This window comes from Achromobacter piechaudii NBRC 102461 (genome assembly GCF_001571245.1).
Lineage (GTDB): Bacteria > Pseudomonadota > Gammaproteobacteria > Burkholderiales > Burkholderiaceae_B > Achromobacter > Achromobacter piechaudii.
Window position 1 is genome coordinate 58,217 of record NZ_BCTK01000001.1, and the last position, 23,926, is coordinate 82,142.

Here is a 23,926-nt window from a genome sequence, read left to right on the forward strand (position 1 = left end):
CTTATGTCGTCTTTAATCACCCGTCATCTGGGCGTGAACGCCCCGGCAAGCGCGCCAGTCATTTCCGTTTCGGATGTTGAGGTGCAGGTGTCCCGCATCCCTGGGCTGAAGGCATGGTGGCGCGCTGACGCGCTGTTCAATCCTGACCCGACCGCAGGTGCCTGGCGTGATCGCGTGAATGACATCGCGTTGACGTTGCGCCGAGCATCCTGGCCCGTGCGAACCCCCGGTGGGATCGCTGACCGCGATTACTTGCAGTTCAATCAGCAACTCGGGACGATCTTGCAGACTCCGGCCGACGTAGCTTTGTGGCCAGTCGGGCCGAATCCGTGGACGTTCGCCTGGGTCGGGCAGCCGTCGCCGAACAATTTCATTGTGAACGAAGGTGTTTTTGGGAATGAGCAAGCCGGTGCCGGTCAGCTGGTATCCGCAGTCTTCTACCAAGGTAACAGCGCGAACAAGCCCATCGTGATCAATGAGGGCGGGGCAGACCTCGGATACACGACGGCAGGGTTCCCCGCGTCTGGCGGGCCGCACCTGGTTGTCCTGTCGAGAAATCCCGGTGCAGATGCCGAATCTCCTGACCGGTTGCGCTGCTACGTCGATGGCGTAGGACAGACGACGGTGTCGCGGGCCAACCCTCAGAATACGAACAGCCGGTTGCTGATCGGCGGCAACACCAACACGGCAGGCTCCGGTGTGACCAATGCGGGATTTGGTGGCCGTATCTACGACTTGTTCGTGTTTCATTCGGTGCTCACAGCAGGCGATCGAGCAATTCTGTCTGCGTACTCGTATGAGCGCTATGGGCTACCAGCCTAGCGCTGCGCCGGTGTCAATATCCTGCCCGCTTCGGCGGGCTTTTTTTCGTCTATAGGGGACGCGATGTTGTCGCTCCAAAGGAAATTCCATGGCTGACGAACATCTGTCCGATGCGTTCATCAAGTCACTGCACGCGCGCGTCGTGCAAATGGAGCAAGACATGGCCCATAACGCGGAAGCCACCGCTCGGAATACGGACTCAATCGAGACGATCCGTCAGAACACGCAGGACATCGTGGACACCTTTGCGGCGCTGTCGGGGGGATTCAAGGTCTTGCAGGGGTTGGGGCGGCTGGCTCGTCCGATCGGCTATATCGCCACGGCGATTGCGGCCACGCTCGCGGCTGTGGCGGCGGTGAAGGGGATTTGGAAATGATATCGGACAGCCTGAGGCGCAAGTTGATTGCGGCGGCCAGCGCGGGATCGATTGCCATTGCCGGCGTGCTGGTATCGCATTTCGAGCCCGGGAAGGTGCGCGGCGAGCCGTACATCGACCCGGTGGGCGTGCTGACCGTGTGCGATGGGCACACTGGGCCCGACATCGACCCGAAGCGGGTCTACACCGATGCCGAGTGCGATGCGTGGCGTGATGCCGATTTGGCCACTGCCGACCGGGCTGTGCGTCGCCTGATCACCGTGCCGCTTAACGACTGGCAGCGCGCGGCGCTCATCGATTTCACCTACAACCTTGGCGCCGGCAACCTGGCCGATTCGACCATGCGGCGCAAGTTCAACGCGGGCGACTATGCCGGCGGTTGCGCGGAGCTGGACCGCTGGGTGAAGGGAAGGAAGGGCGGCGTGCTCGTGACGCTGCCGGGCCTGGTTACGCGCAGGGAGGTGGACACATGGGTCTGTCTGCAACGCTGATCGGCTGGAAGGGCTACGCCGCTGCCATGGTGGTGGGTGCGATCGTGGCCGGAGGCGGTGCCTGGAAGGCGCTGGGCTGGCGCTACGGGGCCGAGATCGCTGCGATGAAGGCCGATCAGTCCGCCGGAGTCGCGGAGTCCCAGCGCCAGGCGCGCGAGATCCTAGAGCGCCGCGTGGCCGAAGTCGGCCAGATCAATGAACGGAACGCCAAGGCCGAATGGGCCGCTTACGGGGGGATGCGCAATGCGCAAGTACAAGACGACGCTCTGCGTGCTGATGTTGACGCTGGGCGTCAGCGGCTGCACGTCGCTGCCTCCTGCGCCGCCGCCGGCGGTGGAATGCCCCAAGCCGGAGCCAGCGCCCGCGTGGGTGATGGAGCCCGCGCCGAACTTGATCCCGCTGCTCGATCGGATTATTTCGCCCTCCGGGCTGGGATCCGGCGACTGACAGCGCAGCTAGAGGCGTGCCAAGCGCGTCTGCGCTAGGTCACGCGGCAGGCGATCCGGAGAATGGCGAGCTAGGATGACGAACTGTTCGTCGGTCCGCTTCTCGGTACCGCCTTTCCAACGAGGCCATCGCCTCCTGGACGGAAGCCAAGAGGGGCTCTGGTGTAAGGGTGTCATCGAGGAACCCACGAGCGGCCGCTAGGGCCTCTTGCCGGCCAAGAACGAATTCCTCAGTTAGCGTTTCGTGGTCAGTTCGGAGCCAGAGGGAAATTTCGAACTTCGTCTTGCCCAGTTCTCGAACGCGGATCTCGGGCAGTCCAGGACAGGCGAAGGAATTGATCCGTATATCTTCCAGAGCTGCACGTGCTATGGCGCCGGCGATATCGCAACTGGATACCCCTTCTTGAGCATAGAAGACCATGATCGCCCCTTGCTTTGATAGGTCCGGGCAATTATGAACCTTTTATGTTGATGCGCGATACCCGAAGGCCGCGCGGCTATCCATTGACCCACTGCATCCACCAGCTCTGGTAGTAGCGCTTTCCGTCTATTTCTTCGAATCCACAGACCATCATGCCTCGCTCGGACGCAAAGGTCAGCAGCTCCGGCTGAAGCAAGTCGGGGATGACACCTTTCTGCGGCGCGCCGAAGGTCTGGAGGGTGTCCATGGTCATGATGCGGATGTACCGCTTCATGTCGTCCCGCATCACGGAGTACATGCGGACTGTGCCTGTGACGGTCGGGCCTGGATCCCGGTCGTGTCGCTTCTCGCCGAAGTAGTGGGTACGGGTGACTTTGCAGAGCATGATTTGCTGCCAAATATACTGTATTTATAAACAGTATATTCCAGCTAAATCGGGGTCACTTCATCGGCGTGGCGACGAGCTTGTCCGAGGGGAATGGCACCAAGAAATCCCGACTTTCGGTGGCGGGCGCGGTCAGCCAGTCGCCGTAGGCGCCCTCGGGCAGAATGACGACCATGCGCTTTTCCTTGCCCGCCTGGTGGTAGTCGCGGAACAGCGGGTCATCGTCCGCGTTGATGGTCAGCATGGTGAAGCTCTCTTGTACCTGGCCGGCCGCGTCGCGCCAGCGATCCCACAACCCGGCGATGCCCAAGGGCGCGCCATCGACACGCGTGAAGCGCGTTGCCACCGCCGACCCTGAGCGCCAGTCAGGCTCGAAGATAGCGTCCGCTGGGATGATGCAGTGCTGCGCGCGCCGCCAAGCATTGCCGAAGGTGAAGGATTTGGCCGCCGTCTCGCTGCGCGCGTTGAACGTGGATAGCTTGCCGGCCTTATCCAGGCCATCGGCTTTCGTCATAGCGCTGATTAGGCCCCAACGGCCCACGACCTCTTCGCGCTCCGGCACGGCCTCGTCGCCTGCGTCATGCTCAACCGGCCGGCGCACGAATACGCCCTGATACCTGGGCCACATGTCGTACTTGCCCAGAGCGGCAGGCTTGGCGGGCGCGCCGAATCGCTTCAGCAACAGATCTGCGTCCTTCAGGGTCTGGTAATGGCTGCACATAGATCTTGCTCCACATTCGGCCATCTCATTCCGCAATAAAAAAGCCCACGCAAATTAGCGTGGGCCTTTTGATGCGACAGCGACTTACGCCGCTTTCTTCATAGTTTCCGCTTCGTGCATCTCAAACATACCTTCGGCTGAAAAGAACGCCGACCGGACGCTCTCAATCCCGATGCTGATCAGGCCTTCGCGAACGCCATCCTGAACTGCGGCCTCAAACTCTGCTCGGTTGGCCCTAACCGCGCCAGCAAGGGTAGTGTGGTGGACGTTGTTCATGACATCTCCTGGGGGTGATACAGCAAATTCAATTGATAGAAATTTCGAGCCATTGGCCCTTCATTGCGGACTTGATCCGTCCGCCGGGCGACTCTGAGAACCGCTTGTTAACGCTGTCGTTGATTGAACGGAGCAACTTCATCATTTGGTCGCCACGTCCATAGAGCTTGATTGTTCGAGCCTGAACGGCTTCAGAAAGTTCAATCGTACCAAGGATGGCAGCAGAGTAAATGTCAACAATTCGCGCCGCATGTTCCTCAATGTTCCAATACTCCGGCGTAATCAGAACCTTCAGCAACTTAGTCAGACCTCCACGTACCATCGGGCGAGCCACGACTTCAGCGAGAGCGCACGCGTGACCGTTCTCGCCGTAGAAAAGTCCGTAACCCAACGAGTTGCCAGCCTTCCCGCCGTTGGCGTAGTCCCGATTGTCACCCAGCCATTCGAACACCACTCCAAATTCACTCATGAACTCGTCTTCCCCGGCGATTCCTTGCCAGTTTTGCTTTGTGGCGACAAAGCTTTCTTCAGTGAACTGCCGTAGTTGGTACGTCATTGTCTCTAAGTAACATCTTGGTTACGTTGTCAGAGACGCTTTTTACCATGAAACTTTCGTTACATGGCCTGTTACTCATCGCAAGCATAGGGTAATCCCTATGCGATCAGCTCTAAGTTACGGCACCTCAGGCAAACATGCAATAGGCCAGTGGGCCTAATCAGACAAGTCCGAGTCGCGACGGAGGGGAGCGGAATTGGTGATTGCCGACCAAATGACAGCGCTACGCCAGAATTTGGTCGGAGAACCGCACAAACATTAGCCCTAGTCGGGGGGGGGCGAGTCTCCTGATGCTGGTCGGCGTGAGGCTGGGAGGTGCACGTGAGCGCCTGAAAGGTGGGCCGCTCGTCGTCGGTGGAGGCTTCGAACGCGTCGTGCGGAAGGTTGGGAAGGCCAAGTCGAGGCCGGCGCTCTATCGGGACGTACCTTCGCTGTCCCACTGTGGGAGGAAATCTCCGGCCGATTCCGAGTACGGCGCGCTCGTTGTCGCGAGGGAATAGTCGATCGAGATGTGCCGTTTGGGCCACTGCTCAATTGACGGGCGCAACATATGTTTAAGGTTTAAGGCGCCGGTTCAACCTCAAAAATATGCTCGAAATTGAAGCGCACTTGGTCCAAAACGGCGTCGCCATTCGCGTCTTGCTGCCGGCCGACATATGCCGAGGCGTTGTCTGAATGCATGGCGACTACCAACGCGCGAACTGTTTCACCTGCGACAGTCTTCAGCACGACCGTGTCTCCCGCTTGTGCCACAGTTCCGTCAGGACGAGTGACGTAAATGCCTTCGCCCTGCGGGTGGACATATTTTTTGAAGTCCGTTGGCTCCATTCCGATCTCCAGTAGCGAGGCCCAAGGGGCGTAAGGTATAGCGTAGCTTTTATGATTGGGCGAACGCTCTCCCTATGAGAGGTGCCCATGCATCATGGGAGTATGGCCCGCGTGGGCCTCGGCGGCGGTAGGTTGTGTTGCTGAATTCATGCCCGTGATTGTATCGGGGCGGGCGGGCGCGTGCGGCGCCGGGCAGGATGCTTTTGGCGCAGGTTTGACCTGAGTCGGGGTCGGACTGGTAACAGCGCCGGCCTGCCCCTTCGCAGCCTCCGATTTGCCCCACCCGCACGCCACCGGCACAATCGCACGACGCGGCCCCGTGATGGCCGTGGGAGCAGCAGATGCCGGATTTTCCTTTTCCCGACCCCGTCAGCGCGGTCGAGCGCGTGACGATTTCCAGCGGGGCGCATCAGGCGGAGTTCGCGCCCGGGGGCGGCGGGCGGCTGACGCGGCTGTCCACGGGGGCGCATGACTGGATCGTGCCTTTGACCGCCACCGAGTGGCCGGCAGGCAAGTGGCCCCGGGCGGGCTCCTACCCGCTGACGCCGTATTCCAATCGCATCCGCGACGGCGTCTTCACCTTCAATGGCGCGCGTCATGTCCTGCAATCCGTGCCCGGCCGGCCGCAAGCCATCCACGGGGCGGGACTTTTCCAACCTTGGCAGGTGCGTAATCACACGGCCGACAGTATCGACCTGGTGCTGAACCAGCCTGCGAGCGTATTGGGCTGGCCGTGGCCGTTCGAGTGCGTGCAGCGGTATCGGCTGGACGCGCGCGGTTTGAGCCTGTCGCTCAGTCTGATCAACCAGGGCGATACCCCCATGCCTTGCGGGCTGGGCATCCATCCGTACTTCACCGCCGAGCGCGTGGCCCTGAACGCGCGGCGCATCTGGCCCGCCGACGACAACGGTTTGCCCACGGGTAGCCGCGTAAAGCATGTGCGAGAGATTCGCCGGTCGGAGCAGGGCTGCGATACCTATCTGTCCCAGTGGGAAGGACGCGCCACGCTGCATTGGCCGGACGGCCACGAGCTGGCGCTGCATGCGGACCCGGCCTTTGCCCATGTGGTGGTCTATACCGCGCCGGGCTCGTCGTTTCTATGCGTGGAACCGGTCAGCAATGTGGCGGATGCGTTCAATCTGGCGGCGGCCGGCGAGACGCGCACGGGCATGCAGGTGCTGGAGCCGGGGGCGCGCTTTTCGGCGACGGCCTTGATGGCGTTGACGACGCCCCGGGCCTCACGCTGACCCCGGGGCTATGAAACGTCGGCGACCTCCGGCGATAATCGCGCCAATCCCAATCCAGGAGTTCTCACGTGAAAAAGCTCAGCACCGAACAATTGCAGGCCGCCGCCGAAACGCTGCGCCGGGTGCAGGCAAAGCTGGCCCGCTCGGGCAGCCTGCCGCTGGAGCCCACGCTGTACGCCAGCGCCAAGGGCTTTCGCCGCAACGTGCCGGATTATCTGTGGACCTGGTTGTCCGGCTTGCTGGCGCCGCACAAGAGCCTGTCTGCATGGATGGATACCCAGATGCCGGGATGGCGCGACGGCAAGACGCCGGCCGCCGTGGTGTACGCCCGAACCGAAAAAGGGTGGTTCGATTGGCTGATCGCCGAACTGGAAGCGGAGATCAATGACCCACACGCGCGCGCCAAGCGGGAAGGGCAGGCCTGACCGGGTGATCTGAAGGGGGCGCTGGCATGATGGCGCCAGCGCGCCGGGGGCGTAGGCCAGGTCCTGCCCCTGTCGTGTCTTTCAAAGACGCATCCCGTACCCGACACATCCGCGTCGCGGCCTCCTACGTCTGCCCCGCCGCGACCGCCACGTCCTTCGTGTACGCCATTGCCCCCAATGACGCGCCATGCACGGCAAGGTGCGCGCCCAGCTGAATCACTTGCAGGATCTCCGCGCGCTTGACGCCTTGCGTCAACGCATGCGGGATGAGCGCGCGCAGCGTCGTCCGGTCGCCGTGCGTGAACGCGGCGTGCAGCGCGATGCGAACCAGCAGCCGTTCGGCGGGGCTCAGGCCGCCAACGGGCGCGCCACCCTCCAGAAAATCCAGCAGCGCGCTGACATAGCCGGCGTCTTGCGCGGCCAAACGTAAAAGGCTGTCCGCCTGTTCGGGCCATAGCGTCTGGATGCGGGCTGCCAGCGGGTCATCCTTTGGCAGCGGTTCGAGCGCGGCGGCCTCGTGCAGGATATCGGCGGCTTGCAGCACGGCCGTCACGCCTTGCCAGGTCACCAGATGCAGCACGTCGAATATGTCGGCCTCGCTGGCGCCGGCCGCACGGGCAAGGCGCAGATGCGTCATCAAGCCCGGCTCATACAGGTGCGTGGCCGAAGCGTCCAGCGCAACGTAGACCAGTTCGACCATGCGTGGCGCGAGCGGCCCGGTTTGCGCGGGGTAGCCGGCGTAGTCGGCGTAGTGCTGGACAAAGCCGGGGTTGGCGCGCAGCAGCGCTTCGGTCCATGGCCGCCAATAGCCGCGCGCGGCGATGAAGCGCGCTTTGATGGCGTCCAGGTCGGTCAGCGTGTGCATAGCGTTTGTCCGGTCAGGTATTGGGCCTGGGCGCCGGCGACGAATCGCAGCAGCGGCGACAGGGCGGGTTCCGGGGTGGCCGAGGCCACTTCGACGGCATTGATGCGCCGCGCACGCGGGCCCCATTCGCAGGCGAGCGTGGCGATCAGCATGCGTGCGGCGGCATCGTCGCCCGCGTGTTCCCAGTCGCCCTGCGCCGCGCGCGGCAGCAGCAGCGTCAGGCTGCCAGGCGCGCTTGCCCGGCCATGACGGCGCGCCGCCGCCAAGGTAGCGGCAAGGCGTCCGCCCGGTGGGCTGTCCAGCACGCTTGCGTCCAGGATGGCGGGGTAGCCGTCGCGCGGGTCTGCGTTCACGCCGGCGTCAGCCAGCGCCGGCCAATGGCCGTGCACGGTCAGGGACAAGGGCGCGTCGCAAGGCACGGGGGCGATGGTCTGGGGCACGTAGGCCTGGCTGCCGCCGAAGCGGGACGAGCCGCCGTCCACGGACAGGCGGCCGCCGCTCAAGGGCGCGGCGTCCTGGCTGGACAGGAATGCCAGCGCGCAGGCCAGTTCCTCGGGGGCGGCAAGGCGGCCCAGCGGAATCTTGGCCACCGCGCGCACGGGGTCCAGCCGGCCGGATGCGATCAGGGCGTCGACCAGTTCGGTCTGCACGAAGCCGGGGCACAGCACGCTGACGCGCAGATCGGGATGCGCGCGCGCCAGCGCCTGGGTCTGCGCGATCAGGCCGGCCTTGCTGGGGCTGTACGCGCCGCGTAGCGGAATGGCATGCAGGCCCGCGCCCGAGGCCACGTTCACGATGCGGGCATGCCGCGTCAAGCGTTCGCGCATGGCCCTCAGCAGGCGCGCGGGCGCGTGCAGGTTCAGATCCAGCAAGCGCTGCCAGTCGCGGTCGGTCTGTTCGATGACGGGCAGATTGCTGGCGTCCGTCATCCCGGCGTTGTTGATGATGGCGTCCAGCGGCGGCATGTCGGCGGCAAGCGCGTTGATCTGGTCCGGATCGGTCAGGTCCGCCACGAAGGCAAGATGGTCGATGGCGCTTGCACCCTGCCCACCGGCCCCCCGCAACTGCCCCAACAGCACTTCCAGCGCCTCGGCGTTGCGGTCCACCAGCACGCAGCGCCGGCCCATTCGCGCCAGCCGCCACGCCGTGGCGCGGCCGATGCCGCTGGCGGCGCCCGTCAGCAGGACCGTGTCCATCAGAGCGTCGTGAAGGTAATGCCGCCGTCCACCACCAGCGCTTGCGCCGTGATGAAGCGCGCCTCGTCGCTGGCCAGGAACGCGATGCCGCTTGCCACGTCTTCGACCGTGCCCAGCCGGCCCATCGGCGTGCTGGCGATGCGGCGCGCATCGCGCTCGGCGTTGCGGTTGCGCTGTGTGCCTTCGGTCGGCACGGCCGACGGGCACACGGCGTTGACGCGGATGTTGCGCGCGCCAAGCTCGGCGGCCGCCGCGCGCGTGATGCCCAGCACGCCCGCCTTGATGCCCGAATACACCATCGAACTGGGCGCGGACTTGAGCGCGGCGGTCGAGGCCACGTTGACGATCGCGCCGCCTCGCTCCGGATCCATGGCCTCGGCGGCCGCCTGGATGCCCCAGATCACTGCCTTGAAGCCGATATCCAGCATGCGGTCCATGGTGTCGGCCTGGATCTCGGCGGCGCTCTGGTAGCGCACCCAGGCGGCGTTGTTGACCAGGATGTCCAGGCGCGACGCGTACTCGGCGGTTTGCCTGACGGCTTGCCCGATCCCTTCACGCGAGGCCACGTTCTGCACCACCGCGAAGGCCTTGCCGCCCTCGGCATTGATGCCGGCGACGGCGGCGTCCACCAGTTCCTGCTTCAAATCGTTCACGCCCACGATGGCGCCGCGAGCCGCCAGCGCGCGTGCCGTCGCGCGGCCGATGCCGGCGCCCGCGCCGGTGACAAGCGCGACGCGCCCAGCCAGATCTTGTTGCATGCTTGTCTTCCTATACAGATTCAATGAAATCGCGGCCGACGCTTTGCGGCAGGCCATGGAACGCGGCATCCAGCTTGCGCACCGCGCGCAGCGCCGGGTGCAAGGGCAGTTCCCATGTGAAGCCCATCCCGCCGTGCAGATGGATGGCCTTCTCGATGACAAAGGCCGCGTTGGCGATGGCGCCGGCCAGCCCGGGCCGCGTGTCGCGCGGCGCGCCGAATTCGTCCGGCCGCATCGCGCGGCGGATGGCGGCGCTGGACACCTCTTGCAGCAGGCGCATCCGTGCCAGCAGGTGGCGCACCGCCTGCTTGGCCGACAGCGGCCGGCCGAACTGCACGCGGGTGGCCAGGTAAGCGGCGGTGGCCTGCAACGCGCCTTCGGCCGCGCCGTTGGCGAACTCGGCCAACAGCAGTTGCGCATCGCGCCGAAGCGCGCTCCATGAGCGCGCGTCCAGACGCGCCAGCACCGGCGCACCCTCCAGCGACAACCAGAGCTGAGGATGATCGGGGTCCAGCGTCGCCTGCGTATCGTGCTTCGCCTCGCGTAGGTCCAGCAGCGCCGCGCCATCGCCATCGGCGACCAGCACCCAATCGGCGGGACCATGATCCAGACGGGCGCTGCCTGCCTGCAAACTGCCTTGCCAGGCGATGCCAGCCAGCTGCTCGCCGGCGACCAACGCGGCGGCGCAAGGCGTGCCGGCCAGCGCCCGGGCCAGCAGCATCTGCTCGGCCAGCGGCAGGGGCAGTTGCAGCCGTCCAGCCGCATGGGCAATCGGCAAGGCGAACGCCAGGTCCAGACCCAGGCCGCCGTCGGCCTCATCGGCCATCACGCTGCACAAGCCCGCCTGCGCCAGCACGGCCACCTGCTCGTGGGGATGCTTTTTCGACAGCGCATCGGCGATAGCCGCATCGGCGGCCTGCGCGAACTCTTCGGGCCGCAGTTCTTCGCTACTCATGTCAAATCCTTGGGTAGATTCATGACGCGCTGCGCGATCACATCCAGCTGCACTTCGGTGGTGCCGGCGTAGATCGTCTCGGCGCGCGCGAACAGATATGCGTTGGTGTAAGCCTTGTGCGCGCGCTGCGCCAAGGGACTGGAATGCGGGCCGACCTGCGACAGCAGCGATAGCGCCAGGCCGGCAAAGGCCTGATGGCACTCGGACCAATACAGCTTGGTCAAGGAGCCGCGCGCGCCGATCGATTCACCGCGCAGCATGCGTTCGACCGTCAGTTCGACCAGGCCCTTGAGCCCATCGATTTCCGCGACCAGATCGCCGACGCGGCGTTGCACATAGCCATCTTGCAGCGTGGGCGCCAGCCGGGCGTCGGACTTGCAGGCGGCAATCAGCTGGCGCAATTCGCATTCGAAGCGCCAGGGGCGATACATGCGATTAGTGGCGCGTTCGATCGACAGCACGCGGATCGCGGCGTTCCAGCCTTCGTCCGGCGCTCCCAGACGCGCGCTGTCGGGCACCACCACGTCGTCGAAGAAGACTTCGGCAAACGATTCCTTGCCGTCGATGGATTTGATCGGCACCACGCGGATGCCCGGGGTGTCCATCGGCACGGCGAACATCAGCAGACCGCGATGCTTGTCCGCCACCGTGCCCGTGCGCGTCAGCAGCAGGCAGTAATGCGCCTTGGCCGCGCCGCTCGTCCAGATCTTCTGGCCGTTGATGCGCCAGTTCCCGCCTTCCTGCACGGCCTTGGTGCGCAGCCGGGCAAGGTCCGAACCGGCATCCGGTTCGGAAAAGCCCTGGCACCAGAACTGCCGCATCGCCAGGATATCGGGCAGGAAGGCCTGCTTCTGCGCTTCATCGCCCACGGCCATGATGATGGGGCCCGCCAGCTCCTTGCCGATGGAGCTGACGCTCTCCGGCATCGGCAGCGCGCCGATTTCCTTGTTCACCGCCAGATGCTCGCGCAGGCTCAGGCCGTGGCCGCCATATGCCTTGGGCCAGGTCATGCCGGCCAGCCCGGCCTGATGCATGGCCGCTTCCCACGCGCTGCTCTCCGACAGCGTGGGCGCGCGGTAGTCCAGGCTGTCCGAGCGCATGAACGCCGGCAGGTTGGCGCGCAGCCAGGTGCGCGCGTGTTGCCGGTAAACCTCGATTCCCGACGAGGGGTCGGGAACGATCACCTGTTTTTCAAATTGCATGCCAGTCCTTACTCAGCGGTAGCGGGCGCGGCGCGCGCGATCATCAAGGCGTCCAGCACGACGGCGCCTTGGCCGCGCGGCCGTACCAGGATGGGGTTCATGTCGATGTCGGCGATGTGGTCGCGATGCCGGAAGGCGAACTCCGACAGGCGCGCCACGCTGCGCGCCGCCGCCTCGATATCGGCCGGGGGCCGCCCGCGCGCGCCGTCCAGAATCGGGAACATCTTGAGCGACCGGATCATCGCCATCGCTTCGTCTTCGGTGACGGGGGCGGCCTGCACCGCGACGTCGTTCAGCACTTCGGCGTAGATGCCGCCCATGCCCACCATGACGATCGGGCCGAAGACCGGGTCTTGCGAAACGCCGGCGATCATCTCGGTGCCGCCGCGCAGCATGGGCGCCACCAGCACGCCGTCGATGCGGGCGGTGGGCGCGTGGCGCGCCACATTGGCAAGGATGCGCGCATGGGCCTCGCGCACGCCCTCGGCGTTGGCCACGTCCAGCACGACGCCGCCCGCCTCGGTCTTGTGCGCCACGTCTTCCGATGCAATCTTCAGCACCACCGGGTAGCCGATGGCCTCGGCGGCGCGCACCGCCGCGTCGGCGTCGGCCGCGATCACTTCGCGCGGCACGTCGATGCCCACGTTGCCCAGCGCCTGCTTGGCGTGGAATTCGTTCTGGAAAATGATGGAATCGACCGGTTCAGCGGGAGGCGCGTCGGCCGCGCTCGCATCCGGTTCGCCGGCCGCGCGCAATTGACCCAGCCGCAACAAGCCCGCCAGCCCGGTCGCGGCGGCGTCGATGCTGGAGAACACCGGTATGCCCAGCGCGTTGATCTGCTCGACGGCGTCGGCCGGCCCTTGGCTGATAATCATCAGCAGTCGATCCGGATGGCTCGCGCGCACCTGCGCCAAGGCTTCCAGATAGATGCCGCGCAGCCGCGTGTTGTACAGCGACAGCGACATGAACAGCACCAGCGCACTGTCGGAAGGGTCTTCCAGCAAAGCGGTCAACATCTTCAGCAGGATGTCCGGCCGGCTCGACATCTGCGCAGACGCATCGACCGGGTTGCCGGTGCTGGCGGTGGGCACGGCGTCGCGGATGCGTTGTTGCGTATGCGCCGCCAGCGCGGGCAGCGCCATGCCGGCCTCGCTCATGGCGTCGGCCATCATGATGCCGAAGCCGCCAGAGGCAGCGACGAGCGTCACCGCATCATTGCGCGGCAACCGCTTCGGCATCAGCAATGACGCTGCGTGGCCGATGTCGATCAGCGCTTCCACCGAACGCACGCGCAGCACGCCGTGGCGGCGGAACACGGCGTCGATCACCGCATCCGAACCGGTCAGCGCACCGGTGTGTGATGCTGCGGCCTGCTGGCCTTTTTCGGTGGAGCCGATCTTCAGCACGATGACTGGCTTGCCGCGCTCGCGCGCCAGGCGCAGCGCGTTGATCAGCTTGTCGGCGTCGCGGCAGGTTTCCATGCAGCAAAGAATGATGTGCGTGTCGGGGTCGTCGGCCAGGGCGGCGATGCCGTCGGCCACGTCCACGTCGGCCTCGTTGCCGGTGGCCATGAAGCGGCTGACGCCCATGCCGCGCCGCGCCACGCTTTGCATGGTGTGGCTGCCCACGTTGCCCGATTGCGAGACGATGCCCACGTGGCCGGCGGGCGGCATGTGTTCTTCCAGCGCAATCGAGAACGAACCGATCAGCCGGTCAGCCACATTCACCGCGCCCAGGCAGTTGGGCCCCAGTACGCGCATGCCGTGTTCGCGGGCGATGTGGACCAGCTCTGCTTGCAGCGCCGCGCCGTCCGGGCCCGCCTCGGTGAAGCCGGCAGACAGCACGATCACAGCTTTGACGCCACGCGCCGCGCAGTCGCGCAACGCGGCCGGCGTGGCGCTGGCGGGCACGGCCAGGATCGCCAGCTCGGGCGCGACGGGAGTGTCGCGCACGCTGGCGTAGGCGGGCAGGCCCTGGATGAGGCCGCCCTTGGGGTTGATGGGATAGACCGCGCCGGCGTAGCCATGCTTGATCAGCATGTGTACGGGCCGTCCGCCGATCTTGGTGACCTCGTCCGACGCGCCCACGACGGCGATGCTGGCAGCCTTGAAAAAGGGCGCCAGCCCGGCGCCCGCGCGCAGGGGGTGTGCAGAGCGCGCCATGTCAGCGGCCCTTGAATTGCGGTTGGCGCTTTTCCAGGAAGGCCATGCGCGCTTCGCGGGCGTCTTCCGTCTTGGCCAGCGCCATGGTGAAGTCCTGTTCGAAGCGGTAGGCGTCGCGCTGCGGCATCAGGTCCACCATGTTGGCCGCGCGCTTGGCGTACAGCACGGCGAGCGGCGCCTTGGATGCGATCTCGTGCGCCAGCGCCAGCGCGGTCGGCAGCAACTGGTCGGGCGGCAACACGTCTTCCAGCACATTGCGGCGCAGGAGGTCATGCGCGCTGAGGCGCTGGCCCGTGAAGAACATGCGGCGCAAGGTGGACCGGCCCACCAGCGTGCGCAACATGGACGCGCCGCCCGCCAACCCCACGTTGATCTCGGGCATGCCGAAGGTGGCGTTGTCGGACGCGTACATGATGTCGCACGCGGCCATCAGTCCCAGGCCCGCACCCAGCGCCGCGCCATTGACGGCGGCGATGACGGGCTTGGCGCATTCCTTGATGGCGTTGCCCGTTTCGCGGGTGATGCGGTTGTGCTCCAGGAAGTCGCCGGCGATGTCCGCGTTGGGGCGGTCTTTCAGGTCCGCACCCGCGCAGAACACGCTGCCGTTGCCGGTCAGCACCGCGCAACGGATGTCTTCGCGTTCGGATATTTCGTCGAAGATGGCCACGATGCGGCGGCGCATGGCGCGGTTCAGCGCGTTGACGGGCGGGCTGTTCAAAGTGACCAGCGCGACGCCCTCGCTGACTTCCAGTGTGACGGTCGCCTCGCTCATGCGGACACCTGCTTGAAGGGGGAAAACGAAGCGGCGCGCAGAGCGCTGATGGCATGCTGCATGAAGTGTCTCCTTGAGTCGGATTGACCGGTCTTGCCTGGGTTTGCTGCCCGGGGCGGCCGGCTTTTTTTGGATTATATGGACGGGTATCGCCTCGGATTCACGCCAAAAACCTGGGTTGTGTTTTGCAGGAATGCGGCATATTCCGGGCGCTTCCAAGCCGATACCATGGGCTGTGAAATCGGTCACCAGACTTAAGCAAAGGAGCGGTCGGCATATGCGCATCGAGCGTATCGGCACGGTTCGCGCGGCGCTGGGCGAGTGCCCGGTGTGGGACGCGGCGGGAAACAGGTTGTGGATGCTGGACTGCCGCAGCGGGCAGTTGCTGAGGATCGACCCGGACAGCGGCGAGACTCGCATCTGGGAGTTGCCGCCACCCGTGGGCTCGTTCGCCCTCAATGGCCAGGACGAGATCATCGTGGCGCTGAAGGAAAGCTTCGCCCTGTACCGGCTGTCGGACGGCGCGCTGCGCACGCTGGGCCGCATCGACGACAGCCATCCTCATCTGCGGCTGAACGATGGCGCGCCGCTACCGGATGGCAGCTTCGTGGCCGGCACCATGCATATCCATCGTCAGGAAGGCGAGCCGCCGCTGGGCGGCTTGTATCGCGTGGACCCCGCCGGTCAGGTAGCGCGAATCGCGCAGGGGCTGGGCGTCGTGAACGGGCCCGTCATGCATCCGGACGGGCGGCATCTGCACGTCTGCGACAGCGCGCGGCGGCAGGGCTATCGCTATCGCATGGATACGCAAGGCGGGCTGTCTGCGCCCGACATCTACATCGACACGGAAGCGCTGGGCTCGGCGCCCGACGGCTGCTGCTTCGATAGCGAAGGCGGCTTGTGGACCGCGCTGGTGCATGCGGCGGCCATTGCGCGCTTCGATGCCGACGGCAAACTGGACCGGCGCATCGACCTGCCTGTCGCGCACCCGGCGTCGCTATGTTTCGGCGGCCCGGACCTGTCGGATATCTTCGTCACCACGATCAGCGACAGCGGCCGCTTGGCTGCCAAGGGCCCGCTGGACGGCGCGCTGCTGCGCATTCGTGGCGTGGGCGCGGCAGGCGCGCCTCGCGGGCGATGCCGCATTCGCCCCTGATCAGGGGCTTTCGGCAGCGGCGATCTTGTTGTAGGCCGTGAAGCGCAGCGCCGAGCCGGACACGTGCGAGGCCACGAAATCCAGGAACAGCCGGATCTTCACCGGGATCATCGCCGTGTCCAGGATGGTGGCGTACATGCCTTCTTCGAAGGTCGTGTTGGTGACCTGGTAATCCGGGAACAGACGCACCAACGTGCCGCGCGAGATATCGTTGTGCACCGTGTAGTCGTCCAGCAGCGCAATGCCTTCGCCCAGCAACGCCAGTTCCAGCAGCGCGACGCCGTTGTTGGTGACGTGGCGCGGCTTGATCAGGACTTCCTCGATAGCCTCGCCTTGCTTGAAGCGCCAGCAGTATTGATCGCCGGGCAAGAGGTACGCCAGGCAATCGTGCTGCGCGATATCGCCCGGCTTCGCCGGCGCGGCATGCTTGGCAAGATACGCGGGCGAGGCCACCAGAAAGCGTTCGCTCTTGAACAGGATGCGCCGCTTCAAGCCCGCTTCCACGGGCGGCGAGATGCGGAAATCAATATCGAAATTATTGCGCCGCAGATCCGTCTTAGCCTCGGACAGCACCAGTTCGATATGGATGTCGGGGTACTGCTGGCGAAAGGCGGCCACCAGCGGCGGCAACACGCCCAGCCCGAACATCATGCGCGAATGCACCCGCAGTATGCCCTTGGGGGCGGCGCGGATTTCGGTGATGTTGCGATGCGCCTCGTTGATGTTCCAGAGGATGGATTCAAGCTGCTGCGCATATTCCTGCCCCGCTTCGGTCAGCACGACCTGTCGGGTGGAACGCAGCAGCAGCTTGACGTTGAGCTCGTTTTCGAACTCGGTGATCATGCGGGATACCGAGGTGGCCGACACGCCGAACTGCCGTGCCGTTTCAGAAAAACTCTCGGTCTTGGAGATCGACAGAAAGAGCTCCATCGCGCGCAGTCTGTCCATGATTCCTCCACTTTACGCAGCACAGAACGCCGCATTTCCTGTATTCAGCCGATGACTGCCGGCCTCTAGAATTTCCTCAGAACGTCAAGCAATCAATGAGGAGACATTATGGAATTCGGCGTGTTCATTCTGGCGCAGCAGCGAGGTTACCACCAGTCCTCAAAGCAAGTCATCAACAACTCCATCGAACAAACCGTGGTGGCGGAGCAGGCCGGTTTCGACGCCGCCTGGTACGCCGAACATCACTTCAACAACTACTCGCTGTCGCCGTCGCCGCTGATGACGGTGGCGCACGCGGCCGCCAAGACGCATCGCATCCGCCTGGGCACGGCGGTGTGCATCCTGCCGCTGTATCACCCCGCGCGCTTCCTGGCTGAAGTGGGTTTCGTCGATACCGTTTCCAACGGGCGCCTGGACCTGGGCGTGGGCTCGGGCTATCAGGAGTTCGAGTTTGAACGCTTCGGCGTGCAGATCGCGGAATCGGGCGCGATCTTCAATGAGTTCCTGGACATCATCCCCAAGGGCCTGACGCAGAAGATCTTCGAGCATGACGGCCAGTTCCTGAAGATTCCGCCCAGCTCGATCGCCGTGCGCTGTTTGCAGGATCCGATGCCGCCGCTGTGGATCACCTCGGGCAATCCGGTGACGCTGGGCCGGGGCGTGCGCGAGAACCACAACCTTTTCGTCACCGCGCTGCTCAAGGGCACCGACGCCATCGCCGAGCTGCGTGGCCGTCTGGAGAAAGTGGCCGAGGACAATGGCCGCGACCTGGACCGCGATGTGAAGTTCGGCTTCCTGCGCTGCGGCTACGCGTCCGACAACAAGGCCGAGATCGATGCGTACCTGGATTGCGCGCGCTTCCAGCGACGCATTTCGGAAAGCCTGAAGTTCCGCCGCGCGCAAAGCGACGACGGCTACATGGTCAAGGAAGTGCCGTCGGAAAACGATCCCACGTTCGAGCAGCTGCGCAAGAACCTGCCGGTGGGCTCGGTCAATGAAGTGATCGACAAGATGCTGGAAGAGATCAGCATCCTGCGTCCCAAGCACATTGCCTTGCAGACCCAGCTGGGCGACTTCGACCAGAAGACGATGCTCAAGCAGATCGAACTGTGGGGCGACAAGATCATTCCGGCCATCCGCAAGGAAGTCGGCAGCGCCACGGCCATTGCCTGAAGGGAGCGCCACATGCAGATCTATCTGAGCAACGCGGGGGCGATCACGCTGCGCCATCCTTCGGACTTCCGGCGGCTGGACGTGCTGGCCGATCCGCAACCGCGCGAGCGGCTGGAACATGCCATCGCCCGAGTCGGACGGCGCGAGGACGAGCGCCACGTGCGCCTGTCGCCGTCAGTGCTGCGCTTTCTGTCGCAGCACGCCGGCGATCCGAAATGGGAAGCGGACTTTTCCGCCATGGTGGACTACGCGGCGCGTCACGGATGGGTCGACGAACGCGGCGACATCCGCGCGCACATGGTGGTCAACGAGCATGACCAGGTGGTCTCCATCGACGACTTCAAGGCGGCGATGCGTTCGCTGCCTGCCGGCATCAGCGCGGTCACGACGGGCGAGGGCGAGCAGGTGGCCGGCATGATCGTGTCGAGCCTGACGTCGATTTCCGCCGATCCGCCGATGGTCGGCTTCTTCGTACAGCAGACTTCGTCGGCGCGCGAACCCTTGCTGCGTCACGGCCGTTTCGTCGCCAACGTGCTGGGCGAGGGACACGAAACCGTCATGCAGGCGTTCCTGGGGCAGCCGCAGGGCATGGCGCGCTTCGCGCAGGGCGGTTGGGTGATGAACGAGCAGGGCACGCCGGTCTTGCCGGACGCGCTGGCCAGTATCGAGTGCGATATCGTCTGCACCGAAGTGCTGGGTACGCATGACCTGATCGTGGGCAAGATCCGCAAGACGACGTGCCGCGAGGCGCAACCGGTCATCAATTTCAGATCGGCCACGCATCGGATCGCGCCAGTCCGCTTGCAGTAGTCGCTGCCGTCGCCATGCAAAAGCCCGCCAGATTGGCGGGCTTCTTCGTTGCCGCCCATGAATACAAATGGGCGGGTCATGCCCGGGTGGCCGGGTTCAGTCCAGGACGATGTGGTTGTCCTGGATGACGCGGCCCCAGTATTGGCGGTCGGCGTCCAGCTGGGCGTCCAGGGCCTGGGGGCCGCCCGCTTTTTCGGTCTGGCCGTTGGTGACCAGCAATTGGCGGAAGCTGTCGGACTGAACCGTCTTGATGGCGGCGTCGGCATAGGCCTGCACCAGTTGCGCCGGCGTGCCCTTCGGAGCATGCAGCGCGGTCCAGTAGCTGGCCTTCAATTGCGGATAGCCCAGCTCGGTCACCGACGGCACGTCGGGCAGGGCGGGGTCGCGCCGGTCGGTCGTCAGCGCCAGGATCTTCACCGCGCCCGCCTTCTGGTGATCGGCGAGCGCGATGGGCGTCATGTAGGACAGGTCGTTGCGCCCGGTGATCAGGTCGATCAGGCTGGTCGGCGTGCTCTTGTACGGCACGGCGGTCAGCGGGATATCCAGCGCTTTGGACAGGATCAGCCCGTACAGGTCGGTCACGCTGCCCGGGCCCAGCGACCCGTAGGTCAGCGCGCGCTTTTCCTTCTTGGCATAGGCGACCAGATCCGCGATGGAGTTGACCCCGATGGTGGAGGGGACGGTGATGGTCAGCGGCCCGTCGAACATCATCGCCACGGACTCGAAGCTGTCGAAGCGGTATTGCAGCTTGGGGCGCAACAGGATGTTCAGCGACACGGGGCCGGAACCGCCCATCAGCAGCATGTTGCCGTCGGCCGGCGCGCGCGCCACCTGTGTGGCCCCGATGATGCCGTTGGCGCCCGGCTTGTTTTCAACGATGAAGGGCACGCCCAACTTGGCGCTCATGCCTTCGGCCAGCAGCCGGGCGAAGTTGTCGTTGGGGCCGCCTGCCGCATAGGGCACGATCAGCGTCACGGGCTTGGGGGCGGCGCGCAGTGGCCGGGCAAGCATCATGAGGGTGCCGGCCGCGATGAAGCCGCGGCGCGAGAGCTTGGTCATTGTCTGTCTCCTGGTTCCCGCCGCCCTGATTTGCCGGCCTTCTATGGGCCGGTCCCGGGTCTGGTCACGCTGGCGGATGGGGTCGGCCGGTGGTCGGGCCACCGGTCCTGGTTTGTCACATCAACCGATAATAATTTCTATCGGACCGGTCGATTACCCCATCGTTGCGCAGAACTGTTCTGCGAGCCCGGCATGAGTGGCGGCCGGTCAGGCTCAGAACCCCTCCAGCACCACCTTGCCCTGCGCCTTGCCGCTTTCGATGAACGCATGCGCGCGGCGCAGGTTGGCGGCGTTGATCTTGCCGTAGTGTTCGCCCAAGGTCGTGCGCAGCGTGCCGTTGTCGATCAGGCGGGCGGCCTGGTTCAGCAATTCGTGCTGGGCGATCATGTCGGGCGTGTTGTGCAGGGACCGCGCGAACATGAATTCCCAGTGCAGCGACGCCGATTTGCCTTTCAAGAGGCGCACGTCGATGGCGGCGGGGTCATCGATCAGGGCAATCTTGCCCTGCGGCGCGATGGCTTCGGCCAGTTGCGCGAAGTGCGCGTCGCTGTGGGTCAGGCCCGCGATGTGGCTGACCTGCGGCACGCCGATACGCTTGAGTTCGTCGGTCAGCGGGCGGTTGTGGTCGATGACGTGGTGCGCACCCAGCTCACGCACCCAGGCCTGCGTCTCGGGCCGCGAGGCGGTGCCGATCACCGTCATGCCGGTCAATTGCCGCGCCAGCTGCACCAGGATTGATCCCACGCCGCCCGCCGCGCCCACGATCAGCAGGCTGCCCTGGCTGGGCGCCGCGTTGTCCAGCACGCGCAGCCGGTCGAACAGCAGCTCCCAGGCGGTGATGGTGGTCAGGGGCAGGGCAGCGGCCTGCGCGAAGTCCAGGCTCTGCGGCATGTGGCCGACGATGCGCTCGTCCACGATGTGACGTTCGCTGTTGGCGCCCGGGCGGTTCAGCGCGCCCGCATACCAGACGCGGTCGCCGGGCTTGAAGAGGCTGGCCTTGGCGCCCACGGCGCGCACGACGCCGGCCGCGTCCCAGCCGATGATTTCCGGCTTGCCATCCTTGGGCGCGCGGTTGGCGCGGATCTTCACGTCCACGGGATTGACCGAGATGGCGTGTACGTCGATCAGCAGGTCGCGCTCGCCGGGCACCGGCTCGTCGACGGTGATGTCTTGCAGGGCGTCGGCATTATCGGCCGGCAGGTTCTTGAAGTAGGCAATGGCTTTCATGGGGGGGCTCAGTGTAGGAAGTAAGGGATCAGAGGATGGAGCGGACCACGCCGCCGTCCACGCGCAGCGCGGCGCCATTGGTGGCGCTGGCCTGCATCGAGCATGCGTAGACGACCATGTTGGCGACTTCGTCCACGGTGGCCAGCCGGCGCAGCAGCGAGGTGGGCCGATGCTGGGCAATGAAATCGCGTTCCATGTCGTCCTGGGACACGCCTTGTTCCTTGGCCATTTCGGCGAAGAAGTCGGCCACGCCTTCGGAGCGGGTCGGGCCGGGCAGCACCGCGTTCACGGTCACGCCGGTGCCGGCGGTCAGCTCGGCCAAGCCGCGCGATACCGCCAGCATCGCCGTCTTGCTGACACCGTAATGGATCATTTCGGCGGGAATCTGCACGCCGGATTCGCTGGAAATGAAGACGATGCGGCCCCAGTTGGCCGCGATCATGCGCGGCAGGTAGTAGCGCGACAGCCGGATGCCGCTCATGACGTTGGTGTCCATCATCGTCTGCCAGTCCTCATCGGTGATTTCGGTGAAGGACTTGGGCGCGAAGAAGCCGGCGTTGTTGACCAGGATGTCCACGTCGGGGTGGGCCGCGCAAACGGAGGCCGCGCCGTCGGCGGTAGCCAGGTCGGCCTGGACGGTGGTGACGCTGGCGGCGGGGAATTTCTGCGAGAGGGCGGCGGCGGCGTCAGCGAGCTTGGCGGCGCTGCGGCCGTGCAGCACCACTTGAGCGCCAGCTTCTGCCAGACCGAATGCAATGGCCAGACCGATCCCGCCCGACGAGCCGGTCACCAGTGCTTTTTTGCCTTTCAATTCGATGTTCATGGGTCAACTCCGTAAAGGGGAAACGAGGACAGCCTCGAAAACCAAACCATGATTACCTAGTCCGCACCGATGAAAAAGCGGCTAGCATCGCACTCAGTTTCAATAATTTTTTGAAAGTGGCTCATCCATGGTTCGGTTTGAAGACTTGCGGATCTTCGTGGCATCGGCCGATCACGGCAGTTTTTCCGTCGCCGCGCGCGAGCTCGATGTGTCGCCGGCCGTTGCCAGCGCTGCCCTCAAACGGCTGGAGCAGATCTTGGATGCGCGCCTCTTCGTGCGCTCCACCCGCAGCCTGCGGCTGACCGCCGACGGTGAGCGCTACCTGGAGTACGCGCGCTCGGCCATCGCTACGCTGGACGCGGGCAAGAACGCCCTGGCCCGCGACAAGACCGCGATATCGGGCACGCTGTCGGTGTCGATTCCGTCCGACCTGGGCCGCCATGTATTGCTGCCCTGGCTGGACGACTTCCAGCATCAGCACCCCAGCGTGAATTTCCAGGTGCGTATCAGCGACCGCCTGGCCGACCTGTATCGCCAGCCGGTCGACATCGCCATCCGTTACGGCAAGCCCGGTGATTCGGCGCTGGTCGCCTTGCCGCTGGCCGAACACAACCGCCGCGTCGTGTGCGCCTCGCCCGCGTACCTGGCGCGCCATGGCGTGCCGCAAAAGCCGGAAGACCTGCGCGCGCACAACTGCCTGTCGTTCGTGCTGGGCGAGACGTTGCATGACCGATGGGCGTTCGAGCGCGACGGCACCGCGATGACGGTGCCGGTCAAGGGTGACCGCGTGGGCGACGACGGCGACCTCGTGCGGCGCTGGGCGTTGGCGGGCAAGGGCATCGCCTACAAATCGCGCTACGACGTGCTGCGCGACTTGCGCAGCGGAAGCCTGGTCGCGCTGTTGCCCGACTACGCCACCGAACCGTCGCCGCTATACCTGCTCTGCGTGCACCGCATGCTGCTGTCGCCTGCGGTCAAACGCATGCGGGAATTCCTGCAAGAGCGCTTTCGGCAGTTCGACGCGGGGTAGTCTGGCGGCAGCTCCACCTTCGTCATCGCGCAGCTGAAGATGCCGCCGCACCGGCTCAATGTGCTGCGGCCGGCACGGCGACGTCGGCGGCATCGGCGCAATGCGCGGCGGATGGCAGGGCGTCGTAGCGGCCGCAGCGCCTCAATGTGCGGCGTGGTGGTGTGCCCCGGCCTTGTTCCGAGCCCGCGTCTGTGCCGCCTTCTTCGCAGCGGCCGAACGGCCTGCCGCGCCCTTGGTGGCCGCCGCCTTTTTCGCCGCCGCCGAACGGTCGGACGCCTTGCGGCTTGCCGCCGTCTTGCTGGCCTGACGCGACAGCGCAGCGTGCGATGCGGGCTTGGTGCTTTCCTTCTTCAACGCCTTGGTGGTCGCGCGCGAACGCGTCGCCGACTTGGCGTGCCCATCATGGGCTGCCTCGGCATCCTTTTTGGCGCGATGCTTGGTCTCCTTGCTGGCGCTCTTGGAGGGCGTGGCCTTCACGCCCGCGCGGCGCGCCTCGGACAGCCCAATCGCAATGGCTTGCTTGGTCGAACGCACGCCGTGCTTGCCTTCACGCACGTGTTCGATTTGCTCGCGCACGAATTCTCCGGCCTGCGTGGATGCGGCCTTGCCTTCTCGCTTGTCTCGCTTGGCGCGTTCCAGGGTTTTCCGTTCAGGCATGGTGATCTCCTTGCTGGGTTGCGGGAGCGGCCCCGTCGCCAGTCGAGACCACGCGACGGAACTCGTAACACCACGATAGCGCTGCGGAGGTATCCTGTCTGTTCGAATGAATTGCCGGTCGTAAGCGCCGGAACGTCGC

The 23,926-nt window shown here is 65.2% G+C and carries 27 protein-coding genes; 10 read left to right on the forward strand and 17 right to left on the reverse strand.

Annotated elements, in window-relative coordinates; genetic code table 11:
* Positions 1-3 precede the first annotated feature (3 nt).
* The 4 genes from API01S_RS00350 (at position 4) to API01S_RS00365 (ending at position 2,174) form a co-directional block, all read left to right on the forward strand.
* Positions 4-822, forward strand: a complete 819-nt coding sequence (locus tag API01S_RS00350) for a hypothetical protein (RefSeq protein WP_061302574.1) — start codon at positions 4-6, stop codon at positions 820-822.
* 88 nt (positions 823-910) lie between these two features.
* A complete protein-coding gene (locus API01S_RS00355; protein WP_061302575.1) occupies positions 911-1,198 on the forward strand; it encodes a hypothetical protein in 288 nt (95 codons plus the stop codon).
* Complete coding sequence (locus tag API01S_RS00360) at positions 1,195-1,689, forward strand: lysozyme (RefSeq protein WP_061302577.1); 495 nt, start codon at positions 1,195-1,197, stop codon at positions 1,687-1,689. Before API01S_RS00355 ends, API01S_RS00360 begins: the two co-directional genes overlap by 4 nt.
* Complete coding sequence (locus API01S_RS00365) at positions 1,668-2,174, forward strand: lysis system i-spanin subunit Rz (RefSeq protein ID WP_061302579.1); 507 nt, start codon at positions 1,668-1,670, stop codon at positions 2,172-2,174. Before API01S_RS00360 ends, API01S_RS00365 begins: the two co-directional genes overlap by 22 nt.
* 458 nt (positions 2,175-2,632) lie before the next feature.
* Here API01S_RS00365 and API01S_RS00370 read toward each other — a convergent pair whose 3' ends face one another.
* From API01S_RS00370 to API01S_RS00390, 5 genes are all read right to left on the reverse strand, one after another.
* The gene (locus API01S_RS00370; protein WP_254598522.1) at positions 2,633-2,941 is read right to left on the reverse strand and encodes a hypothetical protein; all 309 of its coding nucleotides are present in this window, start codon (positions 2,939-2,941) and stop codon (positions 2,633-2,635) included.
* 55 nt (positions 2,942-2,996) lie between these two features.
* Positions 2,997-3,662, reverse strand: a complete 666-nt coding sequence (locus API01S_RS00375) for an SOS response-associated peptidase (protein ID WP_061302582.1) — start codon at positions 3,660-3,662, stop codon at positions 2,997-2,999.
* Positions 3,663-3,746: 84 nt separating this feature from the next.
* Entirely contained in the window at positions 3,747-3,938 is a 192-nt protein-coding gene (locus API01S_RS00380) for a hypothetical protein (RefSeq protein WP_061302583.1), read from the reverse strand.
* 28 nt (positions 3,939-3,966) lie between these two features.
* On the reverse strand, positions 3,967-4,494 hold the full coding sequence (locus API01S_RS00385) for a hypothetical protein (RefSeq protein ID WP_061302585.1): 528 nt from the start codon (positions 4,492-4,494) through the stop codon (positions 3,967-3,969).
* 561 nt (positions 4,495-5,055) lie between these two features.
* Positions 5,056-5,322, reverse strand: coding sequence for a hypothetical protein (locus API01S_RS00390; protein WP_061302587.1), 267 nt, complete (start codon positions 5,320-5,322; stop codon positions 5,056-5,058).
* A gap of 341 nt (positions 5,323-5,663) precedes the next feature.
* Here API01S_RS00390 and API01S_RS00395 point away from each other — a divergent pair, with 341 nt between their 5' ends.
* Entirely contained in the window at positions 5,664-6,569 is a 906-nt protein-coding gene (locus API01S_RS00395; RefSeq protein ID WP_061302589.1) for an aldose epimerase family protein, read from the forward strand.
* A gap of 68 nt (positions 6,570-6,637) precedes the next feature.
* The gene (locus API01S_RS00400; protein ID WP_050729872.1) at positions 6,638-6,994 is read left to right on the forward strand and encodes a hypothetical protein; all 357 of its coding nucleotides are present in this window, start codon (positions 6,638-6,640) and stop codon (positions 6,992-6,994) included.
* 124 nt (positions 6,995-7,118) lie between these two features.
* Here the strand turns inward: API01S_RS00400 and API01S_RS00405 are convergent, their stop codons facing one another.
* From API01S_RS00405 to API01S_RS00435, 7 genes are read right to left on the reverse strand one after another with little or no spacing between them, the layout of a single operon-like run.
* The gene (locus tag API01S_RS00405) at positions 7,119-7,859 is read right to left on the reverse strand and encodes a carboxymuconolactone decarboxylase family protein (RefSeq protein ID WP_061302591.1); all 741 of its coding nucleotides are present in this window, start codon (positions 7,857-7,859) and stop codon (positions 7,119-7,121) included.
* Positions 7,847-9,055 (reverse strand): SDR family NAD(P)-dependent oxidoreductase, encoded by a 1,209-nt coding sequence (locus tag API01S_RS00410; protein ID WP_061302593.1) that lies wholly within the window; start codon positions 9,053-9,055, stop codon positions 7,847-7,849. Before API01S_RS00410 ends, API01S_RS00405 begins: the two co-directional genes overlap by 13 nt.
* Positions 9,055-9,813, reverse strand: coding sequence for an SDR family NAD(P)-dependent oxidoreductase (locus tag API01S_RS00415; RefSeq protein WP_061302595.1), 759 nt, complete (start codon positions 9,811-9,813; stop codon positions 9,055-9,057). The genes API01S_RS00410 and API01S_RS00415 overlap by 1 nt, the downstream gene beginning before the upstream one ends.
* 10 nt (positions 9,814-9,823) lie before the next feature.
* The gene (locus API01S_RS00420) at positions 9,824-10,768 is read right to left on the reverse strand and encodes an acyl-CoA dehydrogenase family protein (RefSeq protein WP_061302597.1); all 945 of its coding nucleotides are present in this window, start codon (positions 10,766-10,768) and stop codon (positions 9,824-9,826) included.
* A complete protein-coding gene (locus tag API01S_RS00425; RefSeq protein ID WP_061302599.1) occupies positions 10,765-11,970 on the reverse strand; it encodes an acyl-CoA dehydrogenase family protein in 1,206 nt (401 codons plus the stop codon). Before API01S_RS00425 ends, API01S_RS00420 begins: the two co-directional genes overlap by 4 nt.
* 8 nt (positions 11,971-11,978) lie before the next feature.
* A complete protein-coding gene (locus API01S_RS00430) occupies positions 11,979-14,132 on the reverse strand; it encodes an acetate--CoA ligase family protein (protein ID WP_061302601.1) in 2,154 nt (717 codons plus the stop codon).
* 1 nt (position 14,133) lies between these two features.
* Positions 14,134-14,904, reverse strand: a complete 771-nt coding sequence (locus API01S_RS00435; RefSeq protein WP_006220682.1) for an enoyl-CoA hydratase/isomerase family protein — start codon at positions 14,902-14,904, stop codon at positions 14,134-14,136.
* Between the two features lie 277 nt (positions 14,905-15,181).
* Here API01S_RS00435 and API01S_RS00440 point away from each other — a divergent pair, with 277 nt between their 5' ends.
* Positions 15,182-16,060: an SMP-30/gluconolactonase/LRE family protein gene (locus tag API01S_RS00440; protein ID WP_061302603.1), complete on the forward strand. Its 879-nt coding sequence runs from the start codon at positions 15,182-15,184 to the stop codon at positions 16,058-16,060.
* On the opposite strand, the gene API01S_RS00445 is transcribed toward API01S_RS00440, so the two are convergent.
* Positions 16,061-17,008 carry a LysR family transcriptional regulator gene (locus API01S_RS00445; protein ID WP_006220680.1) on the reverse strand — a complete coding sequence of 316 codons (948 nt, stop codon included), beginning with the start codon at positions 17,006-17,008 and terminating at the stop codon, positions 16,061-16,063.
* 108 nt (positions 17,009-17,116) lie between these two features.
* Between API01S_RS00445 and API01S_RS00450 the strand changes: the two genes are divergently transcribed.
* Together API01S_RS00450 and API01S_RS00455 are read left to right on the forward strand one after the other, a co-directional pair.
* The gene (locus tag API01S_RS00450) at positions 17,117-18,181 is read left to right on the forward strand and encodes an LLM class flavin-dependent oxidoreductase (protein ID WP_006220679.1); all 1,065 of its coding nucleotides are present in this window, start codon (positions 17,117-17,119) and stop codon (positions 18,179-18,181) included.
* A 12-nt stretch (positions 18,182-18,193) separates the two neighbouring features.
* The gene (locus API01S_RS00455) at positions 18,194-18,991 is read left to right on the forward strand and encodes a flavin reductase family protein (protein ID WP_061302605.1); all 798 of its coding nucleotides are present in this window, start codon (positions 18,194-18,196) and stop codon (positions 18,989-18,991) included.
* A 96-nt stretch (positions 18,992-19,087) separates the two neighbouring features.
* Here the strand turns inward: API01S_RS00455 and API01S_RS00460 are convergent, their stop codons facing one another.
* From API01S_RS00460 to API01S_RS00470, 3 genes are all read right to left on the reverse strand, one after another.
* Positions 19,088-20,050 carry a tripartite tricarboxylate transporter substrate binding protein gene (locus API01S_RS00460; protein WP_006220677.1) on the reverse strand — a complete coding sequence of 321 codons (963 nt, stop codon included), beginning with the start codon at positions 20,048-20,050 and terminating at the stop codon, positions 19,088-19,090.
* Positions 20,051-20,263: 213 nt separating this feature from the next.
* The gene (locus API01S_RS00465) at positions 20,264-21,277 is read right to left on the reverse strand and encodes a zinc-binding alcohol dehydrogenase family protein (protein ID WP_061302607.1); all 1,014 of its coding nucleotides are present in this window, start codon (positions 21,275-21,277) and stop codon (positions 20,264-20,266) included.
* Positions 21,278-21,305: 28 nt separating this feature from the next.
* Positions 21,306-22,100, reverse strand: a complete 795-nt coding sequence (locus API01S_RS00470) for an SDR family NAD(P)-dependent oxidoreductase (RefSeq protein WP_006220675.1) — start codon at positions 22,098-22,100, stop codon at positions 21,306-21,308.
* Positions 22,101-22,227: 127 nt separating this feature from the next.
* Between API01S_RS00470 and API01S_RS00475 the strand changes: the two genes are divergently transcribed.
* Positions 22,228-23,130, forward strand: coding sequence for a LysR family transcriptional regulator (locus API01S_RS00475; RefSeq protein ID WP_061302609.1), 903 nt, complete (start codon positions 22,228-22,230; stop codon positions 23,128-23,130).
* A gap of 141 nt (positions 23,131-23,271) precedes the next feature.
* On the opposite strand, the gene API01S_RS00480 is transcribed toward API01S_RS00475, so the two are convergent.
* A complete protein-coding gene (locus tag API01S_RS00480) occupies positions 23,272-23,787 on the reverse strand; it encodes a DUF6496 domain-containing protein (RefSeq protein ID WP_061302612.1) in 516 nt (171 codons plus the stop codon).
* Positions 23,788-23,926 lie beyond the last annotated feature (139 nt).